Annotated in this window: 24 protein-coding genes; 14 read left to right on the plus strand and 10 right to left on the minus strand. The window is 63.7% G+C overall.

What is annotated here, in order from left to right:
* Positions 1–2 precede the first annotated feature (2 nt).
* From ubiE to coaBC, 5 genes are all read left to right on the plus strand, one after another.
* A complete protein-coding gene (gene ubiE / locus EOB36_RS10570) occupies positions 3–779 on the plus strand; it encodes a bifunctional demethylmenaquinone methyltransferase/2-methoxy-6-polyprenyl-1,4-benzoquinol methylase UbiE (RefSeq protein WP_095488515.1) in 777 nt (258 codons plus the stop codon).
* Between the two features lie 13 nt (positions 780–792).
* Positions 793–2,367 (plus strand): 2-polyprenylphenol 6-hydroxylase, encoded by a 1,575-nt coding sequence (ubiB, locus tag EOB36_RS10575; RefSeq protein ID WP_095488514.1) that lies wholly within the window; start codon positions 793–795, stop codon positions 2,365–2,367.
* A gap of 85 nt (positions 2,368–2,452) precedes the next feature.
* Positions 2,453–2,692, plus strand: coding sequence for a hypothetical protein (locus EOB36_RS10580; RefSeq protein ID WP_008874379.1), 240 nt, complete (start codon positions 2,453–2,455; stop codon positions 2,690–2,692).
* Positions 2,689–3,099: a type II toxin-antitoxin system VapC family toxin gene (locus tag EOB36_RS10585; RefSeq protein ID WP_095488513.1), complete on the plus strand. Its 411-nt coding sequence runs from the start codon at positions 2,689–2,691 to the stop codon at positions 3,097–3,099. The genes EOB36_RS10580 and EOB36_RS10585 overlap by 4 nt, the downstream gene beginning before the upstream one ends.
* Positions 3,100–3,124: 25 nt before the next feature.
* Positions 3,125–4,342, plus strand: coding sequence for a bifunctional phosphopantothenoylcysteine decarboxylase/phosphopantothenate--cysteine ligase CoaBC (coaBC, locus tag EOB36_RS10590; RefSeq protein WP_127294652.1), 1,218 nt, complete (start codon positions 3,125–3,127; stop codon positions 4,340–4,342).
* Here coaBC and EOB36_RS10595 read toward each other — a convergent pair.
* The 4 genes from EOB36_RS10595 to rpsU form a co-directional block, all read right to left on the minus strand.
* Positions 4,339–5,775, minus strand: a complete 1,437-nt coding sequence (locus tag EOB36_RS10595; protein ID WP_126105077.1) for an MFS transporter — start codon at positions 5,773–5,775, stop codon at positions 4,339–4,341. The genes coaBC and EOB36_RS10595 overlap by 4 nt on opposite strands.
* Positions 5,776–6,173: 398 nt before the next feature.
* Entirely contained in the window at positions 6,174–6,647 is a 474-nt protein-coding gene (locus EOB36_RS10600; protein WP_127206344.1) for a DUF992 domain-containing protein, read from the minus strand.
* A gap of 163 nt (positions 6,648–6,810) precedes the next feature.
* On the minus strand, positions 6,811–7,656 hold the full coding sequence (locus EOB36_RS10605; protein WP_095488506.1) for a tetratricopeptide repeat protein: 846 nt from the start codon (positions 7,654–7,656) through the stop codon (positions 6,811–6,813).
* 163 nt (positions 7,657–7,819) lie between these two features.
* Positions 7,820–8,095, minus strand: coding sequence for a 30S ribosomal protein S21 (gene rpsU, locus EOB36_RS10610; protein WP_095488505.1), 276 nt, complete (start codon positions 8,093–8,095; stop codon positions 7,820–7,822).
* Positions 8,096–8,501: 406 nt separating this feature from the next.
* Here rpsU and EOB36_RS10615 point away from each other — a divergent pair, with 406 nt between their 5' ends.
* Positions 8,502–9,011 carry a DUF892 family protein gene (locus EOB36_RS10615; RefSeq protein ID WP_126105082.1) on the plus strand — a complete coding sequence of 170 codons (510 nt, stop codon included), beginning with the start codon at positions 8,502–8,504 and terminating at the stop codon, positions 9,009–9,011.
* Complete coding sequence (locus EOB36_RS10620; protein WP_126105083.1) at positions 8,998–9,441, plus strand: DUF6766 family protein; 444 nt, start codon at positions 8,998–9,000, stop codon at positions 9,439–9,441. The genes EOB36_RS10615 and EOB36_RS10620 overlap by 14 nt, the downstream gene beginning before the upstream one ends.
* A 72-nt stretch (positions 9,442–9,513) precedes the next feature.
* Here EOB36_RS10620 and EOB36_RS10625 read toward each other — a convergent pair whose 3' ends face one another.
* Positions 9,514–9,903, minus strand: coding sequence for an SET domain-containing protein-lysine N-methyltransferase (locus EOB36_RS10625; protein ID WP_095488503.1), 390 nt, complete (start codon positions 9,901–9,903; stop codon positions 9,514–9,516).
* A gap of 109 nt (positions 9,904–10,012) precedes the next feature.
* Complete coding sequence (locus EOB36_RS10630) at positions 10,013–10,771, minus strand: SDR family oxidoreductase (RefSeq protein WP_128284814.1); 759 nt, start codon at positions 10,769–10,771, stop codon at positions 10,013–10,015.
* A gap of 267 nt (positions 10,772–11,038) precedes the next feature.
* Here EOB36_RS10630 and EOB36_RS10635 point away from each other — a divergent pair, with 267 nt between their 5' ends.
* The 6 genes from EOB36_RS10635 to EOB36_RS10660 are packed head-to-tail and all read left to right on the plus strand — an operon-like array spanning position 11,039 to position 16,869.
* Entirely contained in the window at positions 11,039–12,292 is a 1,254-nt protein-coding gene (locus EOB36_RS10635) for a sarcosine oxidase subunit beta (RefSeq protein ID WP_095488502.1), read from the plus strand.
* A complete protein-coding gene (locus tag EOB36_RS10640; RefSeq protein ID WP_095488501.1) occupies positions 12,292–12,714 on the plus strand; it encodes a hypothetical protein in 423 nt (140 codons plus the stop codon). The genes EOB36_RS10635 and EOB36_RS10640 overlap by 1 nt, the downstream gene beginning before the upstream one ends.
* An 8-nt stretch (positions 12,715–12,722) precedes the next feature.
* Positions 12,723–13,019: a sarcosine oxidase subunit delta gene (locus tag EOB36_RS10645; protein ID WP_095488500.1), complete on the plus strand. Its 297-nt coding sequence runs from the start codon at positions 12,723–12,725 to the stop codon at positions 13,017–13,019.
* Positions 13,016–16,012, plus strand: a complete 2,997-nt coding sequence (locus tag EOB36_RS10650) for a sarcosine oxidase subunit alpha (protein ID WP_128284815.1) — start codon at positions 13,016–13,018, stop codon at positions 16,010–16,012. The genes EOB36_RS10645 and EOB36_RS10650 overlap by 4 nt, the downstream gene beginning before the upstream one ends.
* The gene (locus EOB36_RS10655) at positions 16,005–16,586 is read left to right on the plus strand and encodes a sarcosine oxidase subunit gamma (protein WP_128284816.1); all 582 of its coding nucleotides are present in this window, start codon (positions 16,005–16,007) and stop codon (positions 16,584–16,586) included. The genes EOB36_RS10650 and EOB36_RS10655 overlap by 8 nt, the downstream gene beginning before the upstream one ends.
* 52 nt (positions 16,587–16,638) lie before the next feature.
* Positions 16,639–16,869: a hypothetical protein gene (locus EOB36_RS10660; RefSeq protein WP_128284817.1), complete on the plus strand. Its 231-nt coding sequence runs from the start codon at positions 16,639–16,641 to the stop codon at positions 16,867–16,869.
* Between the two features lie 85 nt (positions 16,870–16,954).
* Here EOB36_RS10660 and EOB36_RS10665 read toward each other — a convergent pair whose 3' ends face one another.
* Positions 16,955–17,197: a lipoprotein gene (locus tag EOB36_RS10665; protein WP_127294664.1), complete on the minus strand. Its 243-nt coding sequence runs from the start codon at positions 17,195–17,197 to the stop codon at positions 16,955–16,957.
* A gap of 222 nt (positions 17,198–17,419) precedes the next feature.
* Positions 17,420–18,064 carry a TetR/AcrR family transcriptional regulator gene (locus tag EOB36_RS10670; RefSeq protein WP_095488496.1) on the minus strand — a complete coding sequence of 215 codons (645 nt, stop codon included), beginning with the start codon at positions 18,062–18,064 and terminating at the stop codon, positions 17,420–17,422.
* Between the two features lie 209 nt (positions 18,065–18,273).
* Here EOB36_RS10670 and EOB36_RS10675 point away from each other — a divergent pair, with 209 nt between their 5' ends.
* A complete protein-coding gene (locus tag EOB36_RS10675) occupies positions 18,274–18,975 on the plus strand; it encodes a hypothetical protein (protein ID WP_128284818.1) in 702 nt (233 codons plus the stop codon).
* A 5-nt stretch (positions 18,976–18,980) separates the two neighbouring features.
* On the opposite strand, the gene EOB36_RS10680 is transcribed toward EOB36_RS10675, so the two are convergent.
* Together EOB36_RS10680 and EOB36_RS10685 are read right to left on the minus strand one after the other, a co-directional pair.
* Positions 18,981–19,475, minus strand: coding sequence for a MaoC family dehydratase (locus tag EOB36_RS10680; protein WP_029348059.1), 495 nt, complete (start codon positions 19,473–19,475; stop codon positions 18,981–18,983).
* 26 nt (positions 19,476–19,501) lie between these two features.
* Positions 19,502–20,317: an SDR family oxidoreductase gene (locus EOB36_RS10685; RefSeq protein ID WP_128284819.1), complete on the minus strand. Its 816-nt coding sequence runs from the start codon at positions 20,315–20,317 to the stop codon at positions 19,502–19,504.
* Positions 20,318–20,443 lie beyond the last annotated feature (126 nt).

The following is a 20,443-nucleotide window of genomic DNA, read 5'->3' on the forward strand; positions in this document are numbered from 1 at the left end:
TAATGTCGGTTGAGAGAACCACGGCCGTTGGCGGCATGGAGACCTCCTATGGTTTCAAGCGTGTAGGGGCAGGCGAGAAGCAGTCCCTGGTCAATGACGTTTTCCACAAGGTCGCGAACCGCTACGATCTGATGAACGACCTGATGTCGGCCGGCCTGCACCGGCTGTGGAAGGACGCTATGGTCACATGGCTCAATCCACCGAAACGACCGCGCTGGAGCGTTCTCGACGTTGCCGGCGGCACCGGCGACATCGCCTTCCGCATCGTCGAGGCGAGCGGCAGGAACGCCCATGCCACCGTTCTCGACATCAACGGCTCGATGCTCGCCGTCGGCCGCGACCGGGCCGAGAAAAAGGGACTGACTGATAACACCGATTTCGTCGAAGCCAATGCCGAGGAGCTGCCCTTCGCTGAGGCCACGTTCGACGCCTACACGATCGCTTTCGGCATTCGCAACGTGCCGCGTATCGATGTGGCGCTTGCGGAAGCCTATCGCGTGCTGAAGCCCGGCGGACGCTTTCTCTGTCTCGAATTTTCCGAGGTCGACATGCCGTTGCTCGACAAGGTCTATGAGGCGTGGTCGTTCAACGCCATCCCCAGGATCGGCAAGGCGGTGACCGGTGACGGCGAGCCCTATTCCTATCTGGTCGAATCAATCCGCAAGTTTCCCAATCAGCAGAATTTTGCGGCGATGATTTCCCGCGCCGGCTTCGACCGCGCTTCTTTTCGCAATTATTCCGGCGGCATTGCTGCGCTTCATTCGGGCTGGAAGCTTTGAGGCTAGCGCAGTCATGAGCAGGGTCGGCGCTGGTTTCAGGCTCGTGCGGGCCGGCTGGGTGCTGGTCCGCGAAGGCGTCGTGGCGGCCTTGCCGGGCGACGAGCTTTCCGGCCTGCCGAAACTCGGCTGGCGGATGGCACGGCTGTTCACCCGCCGCCGCGCGCTTGCCTATGAGCGTGGCGACCGGCTGGCCAAGGCGGTCGTCCGGCTCGGGCCATCCTATGTCAAGCTCGGGCAGTTCCTGGCGACACGGCCCGATGTCGTCGGCAACGACATGGCGCTCGACCTCGCCATGCTGCAGGACAAGATGCAGACCTTTCCGCAGACCGAGGCCATTGCGGCGATAGAGGCTTCGCTCGGGCGCAAGGTCGGCGACCTCTACGCCAGTTTCGGCGATGCCGTTGCCGCGGCTTCGATCGCTCAGGTCCATATCGCAGAAACCCTGCACGACGGCGTCGGTTCGCGGGTGGCGGTCAAGGTCATCCGGCCAGGCGTGCGCCGCCTCTTCTTTCGTGATCTCGAGAGCTATTTTCTCGCTGCCCGCCTGCAGGAGAAGTACATCCCGTCGTCGCGCCGGCTGCGGCCGGTCGAAGTGACCGAGACGCTGGCGCAGACCACCAAGATCGAAATGGATCTGAGGCTCGAGGCGGCAGCGCTTTCGGAGCTCGGCGAGAACACCAAGGACGATCCCGGCTTTCGCGTGCCGATGGTCGACTGGGAGCGCACCGGCCGCGACGTTCTGACCATGGAATGGGTCGACGGCATCAAGATGAACGACATTGCCGGCCTCGCTGCTGCCGGCCACGATCTGAAGGCGATCGCCGCCAATCTGATCCAGTCGTTCCTGCGTCAAACGCTGCGCGACGGCTTCTTTCATGCGGACATGCATCCGGGAAACCTGTTCGTCGAGGCCGACGGCACCATCGTTGCCGTTGATCTCGGCATTGCCGGCCGGCTCGGCAAGAAGGAGCGCCGTTTCCTCGCCGAAATCCTCTATGGCTTCATCACCCGTGACTATCTGCGCGTCGCCGAAGTGCATTTCGAGGCCGGCTACGTGCCGCGCCAGCACAATGTCGCGGCGTTCGCCCAGGCGATCCGGGCGATCGGCGAGCCGATCCACGGCCAGCCGGCCGATACCATCTCGATGGCCAAGCTCTTGACGCTTCTGTTCGAGGTGACCGACCTCTTCGACATGGCGACGCGTTCCGAACTGGTGCTGCTGCAGAAGACCATGGTGGTGGTCGAGGGCGTCGCCCGCACCCTCGACCCGGCCTTCAACATGTGGAAGACGTCCGAACCGGTGGTCAGCGGCTGGATATCGGGCAATCTCGGCCCGCGTGCTCTGCTGGCCGACGCGCGCGACGGCGCAAGCGCGCTGCTGGCGCTGGCCCGCCAGGCGCCGGACCTCGCCGCCCGCACCGAGCGGCTGTCGCGCGAGATCGATTTGATGGCCGAACATGGGTTGCGCTTCGACGAAAGGACAGCGCACGCGATCGGCAAGGCCGAGGCGCGCCACACCCGATCCGGCCGGCTGGCGCTGTGGGTGATCGCGGTGACGCTGGTCTATATCGCTTGGAAGCTGCTTTGAATGCAAGCAATGACAGCAGTGCTGTCGGCGCTGTCATTGAAAGCATTCCTTTCATCAACTATGTTGGATGAGAAGGAGCAATGCCATGGGTACGCTCACCATCCGCAATCTTGACGACAGCGTGAAGCAGGCCCTTCGCGAGCGCGCCGCCGCGCGAGGTGTTTCGATGGAGCAGGAGGCTCGGGAAGTTCTTGCGCGAGAGGTTAAAAGCCCTGCACGACGAAGGATCGACGTTGACAAGGTTCTGGCGCTTGGCGTGAAACCAGCGGAGCCTTTCGACCTGAAGAAACTCACAGATGAAATGTGGGACGAAGGCCTCCGGTGAGCGCTCTTGTCGTCGACACGTCGGCATTGATTTCCATTCTGGGGCGGGAATCAGACAACGTGTTGTTCGCCAACGCCATCGCCCGATCGGAGCTGCCGTCGATCAGTTCTGGCACGCTATATGAAGCATATTGCGTCGCCTTGCGAGGCAGATATCCGGAGGGAGCTGCCCGACTTGAAGCGATAGTTTCGGAGCTTCAACTCGAAATTCTAGCCTTCGATTTGGTGCAGCTTTCTGCAGCTCGCCTTGCCTATTCAACCTATGGCCGCGGCACCGGCCACCCGGCCAACCTCAACATGGGCGACTGCTTCGCCTACGCTCTCGCCAAGACCCGAGATCTGCCATTGCTTTTCAAGGGCGATGATTTCATCCATACCGATATCACGCCGGTACTGAAGCCGGCATGACTTTGGACAAGGACTGGTCTCGGGCATGATCCTTTCCGGCAAGCGCATCCTGCTGATCATCGGCGGCGGCATCGCCGCCTATAAGGCGCTCGACCTGATCCGCCGGCTGCGCGAGCGGGGCGCTGCGGTGCGTGTCGTCATGACCGCTGCGGCGCAGGAGTTCGTGACCACGCTGTCGGTTGGAGCGCTGGCTGCCGACCACGTCTTCACCGATTTGTTCGACCGCAATGACGAGCACGATGTCGGCCACATCCGCTTGTCGCGCGAGGCCGACCTTGTCGTCGTGGCGCCGGCCACCGCCGACCTGATGGCGAAGCTCGCCAACGGCCACGCCAATGACCTTGCCTCCACTGTGCTCATTGCCACCGACAAGCAGGTTTTGATGGCGCCCGCCATGAACCCGAAAATGTGGTCGCACCCGGCGACCCGGCGAAACCGCGCGACGTTGCAGAAGGACGGCATCGCATTCATCGGCCCGGCAAAGGGCGAGATGGCAGAGAGCAACGAGGCAGGCGAGGGCCGCATGGCCGAGCCGCTGGAGATCGTCGCCGCGATCGAGGCGCTGCTCGACATCAGGCCGAAGCCGCTGGCCGGCAGAAAGATCATCGTCACCTCAGGGCCGACGCATGAGCCGATCGACCCGGTGCGCTACATCGCCAATCGCTCGTCCGGCAAGCAGGGCCATGCCATTGCGGCGGCGCTGGCAAGGCTCGGCGCCGATGTGCGCCTCGTCTCCGGTCCGGTCGGTATTGCCGATCCGGCCGGGGTCACCACGCTGCATGTCGAAACCGCGAACGAGATGAAGGGCGCGGTCGAACAGCTGCTGCCGGCGGACGCGGCCGTGTTCGTGGCTGCCGTTGCCGACTGGCGTAGCGAGACTTCGGCCGGCGAGAAGATCAAGAAAGTGGCAGGCGAGGGGCCGCCGGCGCTGCAGATGATCGAAAACCCCGATATTCTTGCCGGTGTCGGTCATCACAAAAGGCGGCCCAGCCTGGTCGTCGGCTTTGCCGCTGAGACGCAGGATCTCGTCAAGAACGCCGAGGCCAAGCTCAGGAAGAAGGGCGCCGATTTCATCGTCGCCAACGACGTGTCCCGCGTAGGCGGCGTGATGGGCGGCGATCGCAACCGGGTGCGGATCGTCTCGAAGGCCGGTGTCGACGAATGGCCCGAGATGAGCAAGGACGAGGTGGCGACGCGGCTTGCGGCACTGATCGCCGAGCGGCTGAAGACAATTACTGTCTAGCCGGTTGCTTCCTGTGGCCGGGCTGCCGGCCCCGAGATCCTCAGGGCTGCAAGGCATCCCAGAAGGCCGAGTGGCACGAAGGCGAGGAACAACCAGGTGGCGACATTCGCCGCCGCCTCACGGTTCAGGCCTTCGGAAAAACCGCTGGCGTTGGCGACGATGCCGGTCAGTGCTGCACCGACCGCATAGCCGATGCGCTGCATGGTCGGCACGGCGGCAGAGGCGATCGTCTGCTCACCATCCCTGGCCGATGCCACGATCACGCGGGTGACGAAGGGCCAGGCAATGCCGAAGCCGCCGCCTTGCAGCAAGGCGCAGAACAGGATCAGCGGAATCGAACCCGCCGGCACGGCATAGGCGAAACCAGCGATGCCCATCGCGATCATCAGCGCGCCGCCGGTGATGATCAGCCTCTCGCGCTCCGGCGGCGCATTGGCGACGAGGATCGACAGGATCGACCAGGCGATCGATTCGGCGGCGATGATGTAGCCGGTGGTCAGGATCGGAATGCCGTGCAGGCTGGTCAGAAGCAGCGGTCCGTAGACGGCGAAGGAACAGGTCGCCACGGAGAACGCAGCGACCATGGTCATGCCTGCGCCGACCGGCGAGCGCCAAGAGAACAGCCGCGACGGGAACAGCCGCGAGCGCGGCTTCAGCGCATCGATGCGGACAAACAGCGCAAGCCCGACCAGGCCGAGGGCCAGCAGCAGGGAGGAACGCAGCAGGGCAATGTCGACCCCGGCCGTGGCGATCAGCACGACGCTGACGGCAAGGCAGCCGAGCGCGGCGAAGGGGAAGGGCGGCGCCGTCCCAGTGATCGCCTGCGGCTTGGTCGCCTCAGGCGTGTCGAGCACGATGAAGCTCGCCAATGCCATGGCCGTGCCGCCGAGCGTGAAGACGCCGAAAGCCCAGCGCCAGGAGAGCAACTCGGTCATCAACGCGCCCAGCACCGGGCCGCTGAAGGCGGCGACGCCCCAGATCGCCGACATGACGCCGAAAAGCTGTGGCCAGATGGCGCGTGGAAACAGCCGCTCGACCGAGACGAAGGCCAACGACACTAGCGCGCCGCCGCCAAACCCCTCGATCAGGCGCCCGGTCAGGAACAGCGGCATGGAGGGCGCGATGGCGCAGACCAGTGCGCCGGCCGCATAAAGCAGGGCGGCCACCACCATGTTGGTGCGCAGCGCGACGTAGCTCACCAGCCGCCCGGCGGCAGCGCCGGCGACGATGGCGCCGAGCTCGTAGATCGCCAGCGACCAGCCGACCAGCTGAACGCCAGCGAGTTCGCCGACCATGGCCGGCATCACCGTCGCCACCATGGTTTCATTGGTGGCGTGCAGCAGGATGCCGAGGCTGATGAAGCAGAAGCGCGCCAGATCGCCGCTCGCCCACAGCGCGCGCCAATCGACCCTGTTTGTGCTGGTTTCGGTCACCCCGCCCTCCGAACTTTCTTATACGCCGATTCAAAAAATGGTGGAGCGCTCTTCGTCTCCAGATGGCACGCGGCGCTTCGGGGACGGGTTGTAAAACCTCAACCGCAGTTGAGTTCAAGAGGTTTTTTGCGGGTGCACCGAGGATGCTGAAGGCGGGAAGTCAGCATGATAGTGCATGTCGCCCAAAAGTGCGCAGCGGTTTTGGGATAACGACATGCATAAAACAAAGGCTTAAAGCGCGTCGATTGAATCCGTTTCAACGCGACGCGCTTTAGAAGATTGATGCCGGCGGCGATCATGGCGATCGCTGTGAACATCATTGACGTGGCGGTTCCCAAAAATCATGGCGGCGGAACAGGTCCTGTCCTGTTCCGCCGCGCAGAGCTACGCAATGCCGCTTATTTGAAAGAGTGGATCAGCTCCAGCGAGGTGACGGCGACTGCCAGGTTGACGCCGGTCTGCGCCTGTACGTTGAGAGGCTGCAGCGAGAAGGCGCTGTTCAAGCCGCCGACCAGCAGATTGGCGCCGCCGCCGGTCACCAGGCTGGCCTCGGCGTTGACGCCATAATAGCTGCCGGCAAGATCGCCGGAATCACGGTCGCGAGTGGCCGCCAGAACCGCCCATATCAATTCGCCCTGGTGCGTCTTGCCGACGTCGACGCCGAGTTTGGAAATGACCCCGGTATAGGCTTCGGGCGGGCCGCCATGATGGGGGCGAAAGGTGCAGGCCACGCCTTTGTTGGATGTGACGATATAGCCGGTGCCGCCATCGATGGTGCAGTCGAGCACGCCGAGCTCCAGCTTGCCCGCGCTGGCAGGGGCAGCGAGCACCGTGGTGGCGAGGGCGGCGGCACAGGCGAGTTTCTTGATCATGGGAGGGGTCCTTTTGCGAATTGCCTTGAACAACGGCTGAGCATCCCGAGCGTTCCGCCGAAAACTTGGCGCGATCAAGGCGGGCGTTAACGCACAGTGATTGAAGGCTTCGAAGGCATGCCAAACGGCAGGCCTGCCATATCAGGCCCAACGTCGCCGTCGGTCAGCCGGCGCTGGTGCGCGCCAGGCCGTCCTTGGCCGGCTGGTAGGTGGGATTAAGACGCACTGCCTCGCGGTAGGATTTCGCCGCCTTGGCCTTGTCGCCGCGCCGCTCGTAGATCAGCGCCTGGTTGGACCAGGCCTCGGCATTCTTGCCGTCGAGCTTGATCGCCATGTTGATGTCGGCGAAGGCATTATCCTCGTCGTTCATGGCGAGGTAGGAGAGGCCGCGGCCATTGTAGGGTTCGGCGGCGTCCGGCGCCAGCGAGATGGCGGTCGAGAAATCCTCGATGGCGAAAGCGTGCTGGCCCTGGCTCTGATAGATCAGGCCGCGATTGTGGTAGGCGCGCGCATCGGTCGTGTCGAGCTGGATCGCCTTCTGGAAATCGTTGAACGCTTCCTGGGTGCGGCCGGCTTTGCGGTAGAGATTGCCGCGGCCGATATAGGCGGCGTCATAGTCGGGATTGATCTGGATCGAGCGGTTGTAGTCGGTAAGCGCGGCTGCCTGGTCGCCGAGGAAGCGCTGGATGAGAGCACGGTTCGAATAGGCCTGGTAGAAATTCGGATTGAGCTGGATGGCGGTGTTGAAGTCCTTGAGCGCCGCCTGATACTGGCCGCCGCGACCATAGGCCGAGCCACGCACATTGTAGCCTTCCGGATCCTGGGGACTGCGCTGGATAACGGCCGACAGCGAGGAGATGTTCTCGGCCGACCCTTGTGCCTTGTCGATGTTGGTGAATTCGCCGGTCGGGGCTGTCTGGCAGCCGGCGAGCGCCAGCCCGGAAAGCAAGGTTGCCGTCAGTGCAAAGCCGCGCAATGCGGTTCTGCGCTCCACGCTTATTGCGTTCATGTCTGCTCTGTCCTCACTGCCCGCCGCGCCGTCAGGTCTGTTCCCCCTCCGAACCGGCCTCGCGAACCGGCCTCTCCGAATCGAGGAATTCAAAATAAAAAGGTGGCGGCGATTACGCATCGCGCCACCTTGGATATCCTTCGAAAAGGACGAAAAATTGGCGTCAGAACCGCGGCGGACGCGGAGCGCCGGCGCCAGCAGCACCACCAGCCGCCACCGGGCGCGGCGTCATCGGCAGCAGGCCTTCGCGCTGGGCGCGCTTGCGGGCCAGCTTGCGGGCGCGACGAACGGCTTCCGCCTTTTCGCGGGCGCGCTTCTCGGACGGCTTCTCGTAATGTCCGCGCATCTTCATTTCGCGGAAGATGCCTTCGCGCTGCATCTTTTTCTTGAGCGCGCGAAGCGCCTGGTCAACATTGTTGTCGCGGACGAGTACCTGCACGGGCAATCCTGTCTTTCGTGTTTGATATCAACAGGCAAGCGGCCATAGCCACTAGCCTCCGCAGCGATTTACACCACGAATTGTGGCGGCTGATAGCAGAATCATGCCGCTCTGTCCACTGCCGAAACGAAAAACCCGCCTCGGCGGCGGGTCGTCGGCGCAAATCAGCACCATGCCAAAATACCTAGCATAACTGCCGTCAAAAAGCAAGAATCGCGACCTCGGGCGGTGTGTCGGCCTTCTCGATAGGGGTCCCTGTCGCGCGGATGAGCGATCGTTGGCATTTCCGCCACCGATAAATTTCTGCTGCCCAATCCGGCAAAACGGCCCGCCTGGCTTGATCGATGAAGGAACCAACTTCGCTCCGCGGTGGTTGTTGCGGCGACGCAAGCAGAGGAGAAAACCGATGTCAGACACCCGTGAATGGCTTGTCCAGTGGCTCAGGGACGCGCATGCGATGGAGGAGCAGGCCGAAACCATGCTGAACGGACAGCTAAGCCGGCTGGAGAGCTATCCCGAGCTCAGTAGGCGCATCAGCCAGCACGTCGACGAGACGAAGGGGCAGGCCGCACGCCTCAGAACCTGCCTGGAAAGTTTAGACGAGGATACATCCACGCTGAAGGACGCCGGCGGCAAGCTGATGGCGGCGGCGCAGTCCCTGAGCGGCGTCTTCGCAGGGGACGAGGTGATGAAAGGTTCACTCGCGAGCTACACTTTCGAGCATATGGAGATTGCCTCCTACAGGATCCTCATCGCGGCCGCCGAATCTCTTGGCGAAACAGAGGTCGCCCGCGTCTGCGAGCAAAACCTGCGGGAAGAGGAGGCGATGGCCGAGTGGCTGAAAAACAACCTGCCCGCGACCACGGAGCAGTTCCTGGCTCGCACGGCGTCGGACAGCGACGATGCCAAGCGGTGAGGACAGCAGGCCGTCGGGCAAAGTGAAGCCATCTTCGGTGTGGCGGGCTTACAGCTATGCCTGGATTACCCTCGGCTTCTTCATCATCTCGCTTGTCGGCCACTGGGTCTTCGGCTGGTTCGCCTATCTCGACGAGCAGCGAGCGCTTGGCCAACCGCCCGAGTTCGGCGGCTATCTGATCGAGATGGGCCGCGACACGCTCGAAAACTGGCAATCGGAATTCCTGCAACTGCTTTGGCAGGTCGGTGGCCTGGCGTTCCTGCTCTTCGTCGGCTCGCCGCAATCTAAGGAGGGTACCGACCGGATGGAGGCCAAGATCGACGCGCTTCTCACCCTGGTCGATCCGCAGAAAGGCCAGGAGGCAATTCGCGAGTTGGACCTGCAGTATGACGGCCGGCATACCGACGAGCCGCACGCCCAGCGAAACTAAAGCTGGGGGCTGGAAATTTGGCCCGGAGCCGATCATCGCTCCGGGTTTTCTTCAAACGACGCAACCAGATCGCTATGATGCCGTGGCCAAATGAAGTCGCTCGAAATCCTCGAAGAACTCACCGTAGTCGCAGGTTATTTCCTCGCCCGCCGCTATGTCGCGGATCGCGGTTGCCCCGCCATGCTGCGAAAAGTCCGTGTTCGGCCGTTCGGCGTGGTTCATAAAGCGGCCATTGTCGACTTCATAGACCATGAATCCGGGCCGGTCCGGACTTGGATAGGCATATCTGTCGAGCAATTCCTGGAGGTGCGGCGGCGCCGCCTCATATTTTTCCATCGGGATCAGGCGGTCGAAGTCCGGATCGAGCTGCCAGATCGACGTCCCTTTCCGGACCGGCTCGGCGGCAAAGACGCCGACGCCTTCGATTGCGCTCGCGGCGATGTAGGTCCTGATCAGCAGCATGTTTTAGGCCCGTCTTCGAACAGCAGTGTCCGAAGAAATCGCCAAATCGCGCTGGAAAGCAAGACCGCCTTTGCGACATTGCGGCTCGCTCGCCCACGCGGGAAATGCCTCACGTCCGGTTGATCGAGACACCGCCGTCTGCGAACAGCGCAGTTCCGGTGGTGAAGCTCGACGCATCCGATGCCAGGTAGAGCGCCGAGCGGGCGATCTCATCCGGCTGCGCCATTCGTTTCAGGGCGTGAAGGCCTTCGACGAAAGCCCGGGCCTCGGGTGTGGTCGTCGTCGCGCCCGGCGTGTCGGTGCCGCCGGGCAGCAGCGCGTTGACGCGCAACCCTTGTGCTCCGTATTCGGCCGCCAGAACCTGCGTCAAACCGATCAGCCCGGCCTTGGCCGCAGCGTAAGCGGCCATGCCCGGCATGCCGGCGGTGCGACCGACGAAGCTGGAGGTGAAGATCAGCGAGCCGCCGCCGCGTTCCAGCAGCGCCGGCACCTGGTATTTTGCACCGATAAAGGCGCCGGTCAGATTGATGTCGATGGTCTCGTGCCACATCTTCAGCGACATGTCGGGAACCGGTCCCATCTGGCCGACGGAGCCAGCGTTGTTGAAGGCGATGTCGAGACCGCCGAACCTGTCCACCGCAAGATCCACAAGGGCATTGGCATAGGCTTCGTCTCGGACATCGCCAGCAAGGGCGATCGCGGTGCCGTCGGCTTCCTCGATTTCAGCGACGAGCGCGTCCAGCTCTGCCTGGCGACGGGCAGCGACGACCACCTTGGCGCCTGCCTCGGCAAAGAGTTTTGCCGTGGCGCGGCCGATGCCGGAACTGGCGCCGGTGACGATGGCGACGTTGTTGGTGAGTGCGAACATTTTTTTGCATCCTTTTTTCGCGCCAGCTTGGCCGGCAATCGGGGTGTTGATCGCAGGTCGAGGCGGCGCGAGCCACCCGATACCTGCGAAGGTGCCCGGATGCATCGTCGTTCGGCCCGCCGCTTCGGACCGGTCTTTTTTGTCGCGGCGCAAAACGGCAAGCGCCGTCGCAAACAGCGCAAGGCTGGCAGCGCTGTTTCGCTAGTGATACACCTCGCGCGCCGGCGCTCGATTGGATGCCCGGCCGCTATCTGCGAGGCTGGAACGTTGAAGAAATACTCGGTATTCGCCATCGCCCGTGAGGCCATGCGCGGCCACAAGGGCTGGGAGGAACAGTGGTCCTCGCCAGAGCCGAAGAAGGAGTACGACGTCATCATCGTCGGCGCCGGCGGCCATGGCCTGGCCACCGCCTACTACCTCGCCACGGTGCACGGCATCACCAATGTCGCGGTGCTGGAAAAGGGCTGGCTCGGCGGCGGCAATACCGGCCGCAACACCACCATCATCCGCTCCAACTATCTCTATGACGAGAGCGCCGGCATCTACGACCATGCGCTGAAGCTGTGGGACGGGCTCAGCCAGGAGCTCAACTACAACGTCATGTATTCGCCACGCGGCGTCATGATGCTGGCGCATAATGTCCACGACATCCAGGTGCTGAAGCGCCATGTCCACGCCAACCGGCTGAACGGCATCGACAATGAGTGGCTGACGCCGGAAGCGGCGAAGGAATTCTGCCCGCCGCTCAACATTTCGCGCGATGCCCGCTATCCGGTGATGGGCGCGACCCTGCAGCGTCGCGGCGGCACCGCCCGTCACGATGCCGTTGCCTGGGGCTATGCGCGCGGCGCTTCGGCGCGCGGCGTCCACATCATCCAGAATTGCGAGGTCACCGGCGTCAAGCGGGCGCCGAACGGTGCGGTCATGGGTGTCGAGACGACGCGCGGTTTCATCGGCGCCAGGAAGGTCGGCGTCGTTGCCGCCGGCCATTCGTCCGTCATCATGAACATGGCCGGCGTGCGCATGCCGCTGGAAAGCTATCCGCTGCAGGCGCTGGTGTCGGAGCCGGTCAAGCCGGTATTCCCCTGCGTGGTGATGTCGAACACCGTGCATGCCTATATCTCGCAGTCCGACAAGGGCGAGCTGGTCATCGGCGCCGGCACCGACCAGTATATTTCCTATTCGCAGACCGGCGGCCTGCACATCCTGCAGCACACGCTCGACGCCATCTGCGAGATGTTCCCGATGTTCACCCGCATGAAGATGCTGCGTTCGTGGGGCGGCATCGTCGACGTGACGCCCGACCGCTCGCCGATCCTGGCCAAGACGCCGGTGCCCGGTCTCTATGTCAATTGCGGCTGGGGCACGGGCGGCTTCAAGGCAACGCCCGGATCGGGCCATGTCTTTGCCCACACCATCGCCAGGGACGATCCGCATCCGATCAATGCGCCTTTCACCATCGAGCGCTTCCGCACCGGTCGCCTGATCGACGAGGCGGCTGCGGCGGCGGTGGCGCACTGATGATGGCCGAGATGGCTGTCGCCATGCCGCTGATGCTCGCGGGAGAGCAAGGCCTGTTTCATTTTCCGTCGCCGGACGAGGTGCGCGTGCAGCCGATCAGTCGCGCCGAAAACGAGGCGGAATGGCCGTTTGCTGTCGATGACGGCGTTCTGGCCTGCGTCTGGAGCGGCGGGCAAAGAATCGTTTCCTTCTTTGAAGGCCGGCCATCCGATCTGGACGAGGACGAGCCATTCGAGCCGCGCGGCCTCATCGTCACCACCGATCCGATCCAGCTCACTATCGGCAACATGGCGAACCGCGCGCTTTTTCGCCCCGCGGCAAGCATCGAGGAGCGCATCCGGCTCGTCGCTCCTTTCGTGACGTTGGGCCAGAGGCTTTGCGATCAACCTGCCGGCGCTCGCGTCGGCCACGGCGAATTGTAGGAACAATCATGCTTCTCATCCGCTGCCCCTATTGCGAGGAAGAGCGTCCGGAACTCGAATTCCGCAACGCCGGCGAGGCGCATATTGCACGTTCGTCAGATATGGCCGCGACAAGCGATGACGACTTCGAAAAGTTCTTCTTCATCCGCTCGAATCCCAAAGGCATCATCTATGAGCGCTGGCGGCACATGCATGGCTGCGCGCGGTTCTTCAATGCCGTGCGCGATACCGTCAGCGACAGGTTCCTGATGACCTACAAGGCCGGCGAGCCGAAGCCCGCGAAGCTGCCGGGAGCCTCCAAATGATCGCAGCGTTCCGCATTCCCGGCGCTGGGCGCCTCAAGCAGGCAGAGACGGCCAGCTTCAGCTTCGACGGCCGGCCCTATGCCGGTGTCGAGGGCGATACGCTGGCCTCGGCGCTGCTTGCCAACGGCGTCCATCTGGTCGGCCGTTCGTTCAAATACCACCGGCCGCGCGGCTTCCTGTCCGCCGGGGCGGAAGAGCCCAACGCGCTGGTTGAAGTCAAGCGCGACGCAGCGCGCAAGACGCCGAATGTCCGCGCCACCGTGCAGGAGCTCTATGACGGGCTGACGGCACAGTCGCAGAACCGCTGGCCGTCGCTTTCCTTCGACGTCAGCGCGGTCGGCGACATCGCCTCGCCGCTGCTTTCGGCGGGCTTCTACTACAAGACCTTCATGTGGCCGAAGTCCGCCTGGAAGAACCTCTACGAGCCCAAGATCAGGGCTGCGGCCGGCCTCGGCGTCGCCCCCGACCAGCCGGATCCCGACCACTATTCGGCGCGCTATGCCCATTGCGACGTGCTGGTGGTGGGCGGTGGCGCTGCCGGCATCGCCGCCGCACTTGCCGCGGCCGAAACCGGCGTGCGCGTCATCCTTGCCGACGAACAGGCGGATTTCGGCGGCAGCCTTCGTTTCGAGAGTGGCGCCAGGATCGACGGCCAGGATGGTTTTGCCTGGGCGCAAGGTGCAGTCGCCAAGCTCAAGGCCATGGACAATGTCCGCGTGCTGTCCCGCACGACGGCCTTCGGCTATTACGCGCAGAATTTCGTCGGGCTGGTCGAGCGCGTCAGCGATCATCTGCAGAGCCCCGGCCGCGACCTGCCGCGCGAGCGGCTGTGGCAGGGCCGCGCCAGCCGCGTGGTGCTGGCAACCGGCGCCATCGAGCGGCACATGGTGTTTGCCGACAACGACCGGCCCGGCATCATGCTGGCGTCGGCAGCGCGCACCTATCTCAACCATTACGGCGTCGCGGTCGGCAGGAATGTCGGCGTCTATACGGCCAATGATTCCGCCTATGCGGCGGCGATCGACCTGAAGAAGGCTGGTGTCGGCGTGGCGGCGATCGTCGACCTGCGCGACAACCCGACCGGACCGGTGATCGACGAGGCGAGGGCGCTCGGCATCGAGGTCAATTTCGGCCGCGCGGTGATCCGCGCCGGCGGCAAATTGCGCGTCTCGTCGATGACCGTGCAGCCGAAGAACGGCGGCGGCGAGCGCACCATCCCGGTCGACGCGATCCTGATGTCGGCCGGCTGGACGCCGTCGGTGCATCTGTTCTCGCAGTCGCGCGGCAAGGTTGCCTTCAACGACGAAACCAAGCGCTTCGTGCCCGGCGCCTATGCGCAGGACTGCGTTTCCGTCGGCGCCTGCAACGGCACGGACGGGCTGTCGGCGACGATCGACGAGGCCTATGCGGCGGGCGCCAAGGCGGCCAAGGATGCGGGCGTCAAGAATGCCGGCGCCAGCGCCAAGCCGAAGGTCGACACCAGCGAGAGTTGGTCGCGCGGCATGCTGGGTGCGGCGCCCGGCGCCGGTGCGGACACGACGGTAAAGGCCTTCGTCGATTTCCAGAACGACGTCACCGCCAAGGACATCCGCCAGGCGGTGCATGAAGGCATGCGCTCGATCGAGCACGTCAAGCGCTTCACCACCAACGGCATGGCGACCGACCAGGGCAAGACCTCCAACATGCACGGCCTGGCCATCGCAGCCGAGACGCTGGGCAAGCCGATCCCGCAAGTCGGCCTGACGACGTTCCGCGCGCCCTACACGCCGGTCACCTTCGGCTCGATCGTCGGACACGCGCGGGGTCCGCTCTTCGACCCGACCCGCAAGACGGCGATTCATCCCTGGGCCGAGCGCCAAGGTGCCGTGTTCGAGGATGTCGGCCAATGGAAGCGCGCCTGGTATTTTCCCAAAGCGGGCGAAGACATGCATGCCGCCGTCGATCGCGAGTGTGTCACCGTGCGCAAGGCCGCCGGCCTGTTCGACGCCTCGACGCTGGGCAAGATCGAGGTGGTCGGGCCGGATGCGGCCAAGTTCATGGAACTGCTCTACACCAATCCGTGGGAGAAACTGGAGCCCGGCCGCTGCCGCTATGGCATCATGCTGCGCGAGGACGGCTTCATCTATGACGACGGTGTCGTTGGAAGACTGGCGCCGGACCGTTTCCATGTGACGACGACGACGGGCGGCGCGCCGCGGGTGATGAACCATATGGAGGATTACCTCCAGACCGAGTTCCCGCATCTCAACGTCTGGCTGACCTCGATCACCGAACAGTGGGCGGTGATCGCCGTGCAGGGACCGAAGTCTCGGGACATCATCGCGCCGCTGGTCGAAGGCATCGACTTGTCGGATGAGGCGCTGCCGCATATGTCGGTGCGCGAAGGCAAGATCTGCGGCGTGCCGACGAGGCTGTTCCGCATGTCGTTCACCGGCGAGCGCGGTTTCGAGGTCAACGTGCCGGCCGACCACGGCCAGGCCGTCTGGGAAGCGCTGTGGGCCGAGGGCCAGAAGCATGGCGCCTGCGCTTACGGCACCGAGGCGATGCACGTGCTGCGCGCCGAAAAAGGCTACATCATCGTCGGCCAGGACACCGACGGCACGGTGACGCCTGGCGATGCCGGTCTCGACTGGGCGGTCGGCAAGAAGAAGACCGATTTCGTCGGTATCAGGGGCATGGCGCGGCCGGATCTTGTCGCCAAGGGCCGCAAGCAGCTTGTCGGCCTGAAGACCAAGGACCCCAAGGTGGTGCTGGAAGAAGGCGCGCAGATCGTCGGCGATCCGAAGCAGGCGATCCCGATGACCATGATCGGCCATGTCACCTCCAGCTATTGGTCGCAAAATTGCGGCCGCTCGATCGCGCTGGCTCTGGTTGCCGGAGGCCGTGATCGGACGGGCGAGACGCTTTACGTGCCGATGCCAAACGGGACGATCGAGGTGGAGGTCACCGGCATGGTGTTCTTCGACGAGAAGGGGGAGCGCCTCAATGGCTAAGGCCGCCGCGAAGAAAACTGCCGCCACTGCGCCATCGGTCGAACGCCGCCCGGCGCTCGCCGGCCAGGAATTTTCCGCCACCGGCGTCACGCTTGCTGTGTTGCCGCCGGCGGAGCGCATTTCGCTGCGCGCGCCGGAGGCCTCGGTCGCGGCGCTTTCGAAGGCGCTCGGCGTGACCCTGCCGCGAAAGCCCAAAACCTCGGCGGCAAAGGCCGGGCGCACTGCATTGTGGCTAGGGCCGGACGAATGGCTGGTCATCGACGAGGCGGCAAAAGATCCGCTCGCCGACTGCGTTGAGGTGACCGCGCTGCATTCGGCGGTCGGCATCTCGCATCGCAACGTCGCCATATCGGTCACCGGCCCGGCAGCCGCGGCAACAATCAATTCAGGCTGCCCGCAGGATCTCTCGCTTGACGCCTTTCCGGTAGGCGCGGCGTCGCGCACCATTCTGGGCAAGGTCGAGATCGTGCTGTTGCGCACCGCGGCCGATGCGTTCCGGGTCGAATGCTGGCGTTCCTTCTCCGATTATGTTTTTACTTTCCTGTCGGAGGCGGCAGGCGACGCAGCGGCTTAGGAACATTCGCTGCGCTCGACCGTTTGCCGGAGCAAGTCGAGGGAGAATGTCGATGCCGTCGAAATCCGCGCCGAATCCACCGGTCCAGAAGACGTCGGCCGTGCGCTCTCTCGAACACGAGAAGCACGAAGAATCAAACATGGAAGAGGAACTCGAGGAAGGTCTCGAGGACACGTTTCCTGCCAGCGATCCGGTGTCGATCACCGGGACTTCGATTTCCGGCGCTCCCGCAAGGCCCGGCAAGGCCAAGATCGTGGCCGGAATGAAGAAGCGCAGGAAATAGCTTCCATCAGGCTCCAGCGGAGCCGGGCTGAAATGGCCACGAAAACGGGCGGTCAGGATTTCCTGCCGCCTATTTGTTTTGAACCTCAGAATGTGCTGGGCACGATCCACGGATCGATGTCGATGCCGAGCCGCGGGCCCTTGCTTTCAGTCGAGCCATCGCGAGTGGCCGAGCCTGCCTTTTCCACCGATCCGGTCGCGCCGCAATCGAGCTTGATGTTGGTGTCGGCGCAGGCGGCTGGCGCCTGCTTGCCGGGCTGACTCTGGCCGGCGAGGGCCGCACCCGACAATGCCAGGACGGCTACGAGGGCGAGGATTGTCTTTTTCATCGTCTGTCTCCGGTTTCCTCGGCTGAACTTTTTCGTACATGTACGATATGGCGTACATATACGCCCGACAGTCGCGAGGTTCAAGCCAGAAGTCGTACATGTACGACCAATTTTATTTGAATGTTTGGAATCGCATCGCGTCGGCACGCGCCGAGTTGCGCCGCCCGGCGCCGTTCACCAGTGCCTTGCGAGATTTCAGGTCTTCGAAACCGAAGGAACCCTTCAGCAATTGGCCGGTGTTTCGGTCAGCGGCGGCACGTCCTGCGTGGCCAGCCCGGCAAGCGTGAAGTCGCACATCCGCTTCACGAAAGCCTGCTGATCGCCGAACGGATAAAATGGAAAGGTGATCAGCAGCGAGATCGTGCCGTGGCCGACCGCCCACAGCATGGTGGCGATGGCGCGTGGGTCGCCCTTGAGCCTGCCGGCGGCAACGCAGGCCTCGACTCTGCTGATGAGCACCTTCATCAACGGGTTGCCCTCTTGCATCTCGGCGAAGGTCCTACCTTCCGGCGGTCTGGTCTTTTCCGTCATGAACACCGTGCGGTATTCGTTGGGATTGCCGAGGCCGAAGGCCGCGTATTCGGTCATGATCACCTGCAGCGCCTCGATCGGATCGTCGGCCGGATGATCCTCGATACGCTTTGCCAGAGTCTCGAACGCATCCTCGGCCAATGCGAACAAGATGTCCTGTTTGTCGGCGAAATAGGAATAGACCGACATCGGAGCATAGCCGACGCGCTTGGCCAGTTTGCGGATGGTGAGGCCTTCATAGCCTTCCTCCTGCACGAGCTTGTGCGCCGCATCGACAAGCTCGGAGCGCAGTTCGGCCTTTTGTTTCTCGCGGCGTGTCTGGACGCTGAGCTGCAATTTGCCTGCCTTTATCCGTTGGCGGTTGGCTAAATTATATACGCTGTACGGAAACGGACAAGGCGCTGTCAAAACCAGCTTGAGCGTTCCGACATGCCCGTTTTCTTCTCACGTGAGGTGTTACCCTGGCCCAGACGGGCAACATCGGGCCGTTACAACCGACCGATAGTTCGCGGCTCTGCAAAAATTTCCGTTTTGGGGAGGCCAACATGGCCACGACTGAGCTTTCGTCCGGCGTGTCGGACGTGGATCCACTTTCTCATGGCGCCAGGCTGGCACTCAGGCGAGTCGTCATGGTTGCATGGTTGGCGATCGCACTCGGCTTCGCCATGGAGGCCCTTATTCTGGCTGGCAGATTTGCAGCAGGCTCCCACCCGGCTACCACCCAGGTCCTGATCGAATTGGCGCAAGGCGTGACATGGGCGTTCTTCGTCTGCGCCGGCGTCAGCCTCGGCACGGCGCTCGCCAAGGTGCGAGCCTTGCTCGGCGGCTTGATCAGCGCAATCTCGGCGCCACTGGCGATGGGCATCGCCAAGGGGACGCAAAAGGTCATGGTAAGTGCGCTTGATGCGGCCGCAAAGCCGGCCATACTATCGCTCACGACGTTGGGGGTGCTGCGGGCGATCGAATACGGCCTGCTCGGCTGGATACTGGCCTCGCTGGCGTCGAAGGAAGAACCCCGTCCGCTCCATTTCGCGCTGGCAGGCGCCTTGATAGGCGCGGTGTTCGGCGGCGGAATCACGGTGCTGACGATCGAGACGGCCGCGGCGAAGGACGTTGCCCTCGCACTGCCGCAGGCTATCGCAACCGGCCTCAACGAGATCGTGTTTCCGATCGGTTGCTCACTGGTCGTCTACATCGCCCTGCAGATCGGCCGGCACATGAAGTTCATCTCCAGCGACGCTCGCTGAGCCGTCTATGCCGCTTCTGGCTGGCGCTCTATCAGTGTCAGCGTCAGCCAGCGGGCGGTCAGGGCCGGCTTTTTCGAACCCTCGATCTCGATGGTCACGTCATGCGCCGTCTGCACCCAGCCCGACGGCCTGACCTTGACGTCGGCCAGCACGAAACGGGTGCGGATGCGCGCGCCGGTCTTCACCGGCGCCAGGAAGCGCAGCGAATCGAAGCCATGATTGACGCCCATCTTGCTGTTTTCGAGCGGCGGCATGGTCTCGAAGGTCATCGCCGACAGCAACGAAAGCGACAGGAAGCCGTGCGCGATGGTGCCGCCGAACGGCGTCTCGCGCTTGGCGCGCTCCGGATCGCAATGGATGAACTGGTGGTCGTCGGTGGCATCGGCAAACTGGTCGATCATGCGCTGCGAGACCACCCGCCACGGCGACACGCCGACTTCCTTGCCGACGCTGGCCAGAAGCACATCGAGACTGATCGGTTCCACGCTGATGTCCTCCATTTCAACCGTCCGGAGCGCGAGCGGCTTCATTCCTTGAACAGTGTCAGCCCATGCTGCACCGACTGCCCGCCATCGATCGGCAGGACGGCGCCGGTGACATAGCTGCCGGCACGGCTGCACAAATAGAGCGTTGCGCCGGCAATGTCATCCGGCGCGCCGATGCGACGAAGCGGAACATGGCCGCCGACATGGTTGGCCTGTTCCTCGGTCGCGGTGGCGAAGGCGGTCATCCGGCTCTGAAAGGGCCCGGGGGCGAAGGCGTTGACGGTAATGCGACGGGCGGCGAACTCGATCGCAAGCGTGCGCGTCAGATGGTGAACCGCAGCCTTGGAGGCAGAGTAGGAATAAGCGTCGTCGGCCAGCGGCTGTGTGCCCATCACCGAACCCAGATTGATCACCCGGGCCGGATCGGCGTCGCTGGCGGCGGCATCGAGCAGCGGCAGAAGCTCGCGCGTCAGATGGAAGACGGCAGTGACATTGACGCCGAACACCTTGGCCCAGGCATGGTAGGGGAAGCTTTCCAGCGGCGCCCCCCAGGAAACACCGGCATTGTTGACCAGGATGTTCAGCCGCTCCGTCCGTGCCTTGACCTCGGCGACCAGCGCCGCGATGCCAGCCTCGCTGGAAACATCCCCGGAAAAACCCTCGGCCCGGCCGGAGCCGCCGAGGCCGTTCAATTCGCCGGCAACCTTGATGCAATCCTCGCCCTTGCGCGAGGCGATCATCACGGTGGCGCCAGCCCTGACTAAAGCGGTCGCCGCCATGCGGCCGATGCCGGTCGCAGCCCCGGTCACCAGCGCGGTCTTGCCGGCGACAGAAAACAGCTCGTCCAGATAGCTCATTGTAGGGTCTCCGCGCCTTTGCTTCGCGGCCCCGGGGGGCGGCGTCGCGTTGACAAGACTATTCGAACTACGATCATCTCTGCCGCGGGTAAAGTGCCAAGGCCGAGGCGACCGAGTGCCGTCTGA

This window comes from Mesorhizobium sp. M6A.T.Cr.TU.017.01.1.1, from assembly GCF_004023115.1.
Taxonomy (GTDB): domain Bacteria; phylum Pseudomonadota; class Alphaproteobacteria; order Rhizobiales; family Rhizobiaceae; genus Mesorhizobium; species Mesorhizobium mediterraneum.

Bases quoted from the DNA above. Each gene is read 5' to 3' on its own strand.
- EOB36_RS10580 (WP_008874379.1), top strand. From the start codon at position 2,453: ATGGGTACGCTCACCATCCGCAATCTTGACGACAGCGTGAAGCAGGCC.
- coaBC (WP_127294652.1), top strand. From the start codon at position 3,125: ATGATCCTTTCCGGCAAGCGCATCCTGCTGATCATCGGCGGCGGCATC.
- EOB36_RS10665 (WP_127294664.1), bottom strand. From the start codon at position 17,197: ATGAAAAAGACAATCCTCGCCCTCGTAGCCGTCCTGGCATTGTCGGGT.
- EOB36_RS10655 (WP_128284816.1), top strand. From the start codon at position 16,005: ATGGCTAAGGCCGCCGCGAAGAAAACTGCCGCCACTGCGCCATCGGTC.
- ubiE (WP_095488515.1), top strand. From the start codon at position 3: ATGTCGGTTGAGAGAACCACGGCCGTTGGCGGCATGGAGACCTCCTAT.
- EOB36_RS10625 (WP_095488503.1), bottom strand. From the start codon at position 9,903: ATGCTGCTGATCAGGACCTACATCGCCGCGAGCGCAATCGAAGGCGTC.
- EOB36_RS10650 (WP_128284815.1), top strand. From the start codon at position 13,016: ATGATCGCAGCGTTCCGCATTCCCGGCGCTGGGCGCCTCAAGCAGGCA.
- EOB36_RS10660 (WP_128284817.1), top strand. From the start codon at position 16,639: ATGCCGTCGAAATCCGCGCCGAATCCACCGGTCCAGAAGACGTCGGCC.
- ubiB (WP_095488514.1), top strand. From the start codon at position 793: ATGAGCAGGGTCGGCGCTGGTTTCAGGCTCGTGCGGGCCGGCTGGGTG.
- EOB36_RS10675 (WP_128284818.1), top strand. From the start codon at position 18,274: ATGGCCACGACTGAGCTTTCGTCCGGCGTGTCGGACGTGGATCCACTT.
- EOB36_RS10630 (WP_128284814.1), bottom strand. From the start codon at position 10,771: ATGTTCGCACTCACCAACAACGTCGCCATCGTCACCGGCGCCAGTTCC.
- EOB36_RS10680 (WP_029348059.1), bottom strand. From the start codon at position 19,475: ATGGAGGACATCAGCGTGGAACCGATCAGTCTCGATGTGCTTCTGGCC.
- EOB36_RS10615 (WP_126105082.1), top strand. From the start codon at position 8,502: ATGTCAGACACCCGTGAATGGCTTGTCCAGTGGCTCAGGGACGCGCAT.
- EOB36_RS10600 (WP_127206344.1), bottom strand. From the start codon at position 6,647: ATGATCAAGAAACTCGCCTGTGCCGCCGCCCTCGCCACCACGGTGCTC.
- EOB36_RS10640 (WP_095488501.1), top strand. From the start codon at position 12,292: ATGATGGCCGAGATGGCTGTCGCCATGCCGCTGATGCTCGCGGGAGAG.
- EOB36_RS10645 (WP_095488500.1), top strand. From the start codon at position 12,723: ATGCTTCTCATCCGCTGCCCCTATTGCGAGGAAGAGCGTCCGGAACTC.
- EOB36_RS10620 (WP_126105083.1), top strand. From the start codon at position 8,998: ATGCCAAGCGGTGAGGACAGCAGGCCGTCGGGCAAAGTGAAGCCATCT.
- EOB36_RS10685 (WP_128284819.1), bottom strand. From the start codon at position 20,317: ATGAGCTATCTGGACGAGCTGTTTTCTGTCGCCGGCAAGACCGCGCTG.
- EOB36_RS10605 (WP_095488506.1), bottom strand. From the start codon at position 7,656: ATGAACGCAATAAGCGTGGAGCGCAGAACCGCATTGCGCGGCTTTGCA.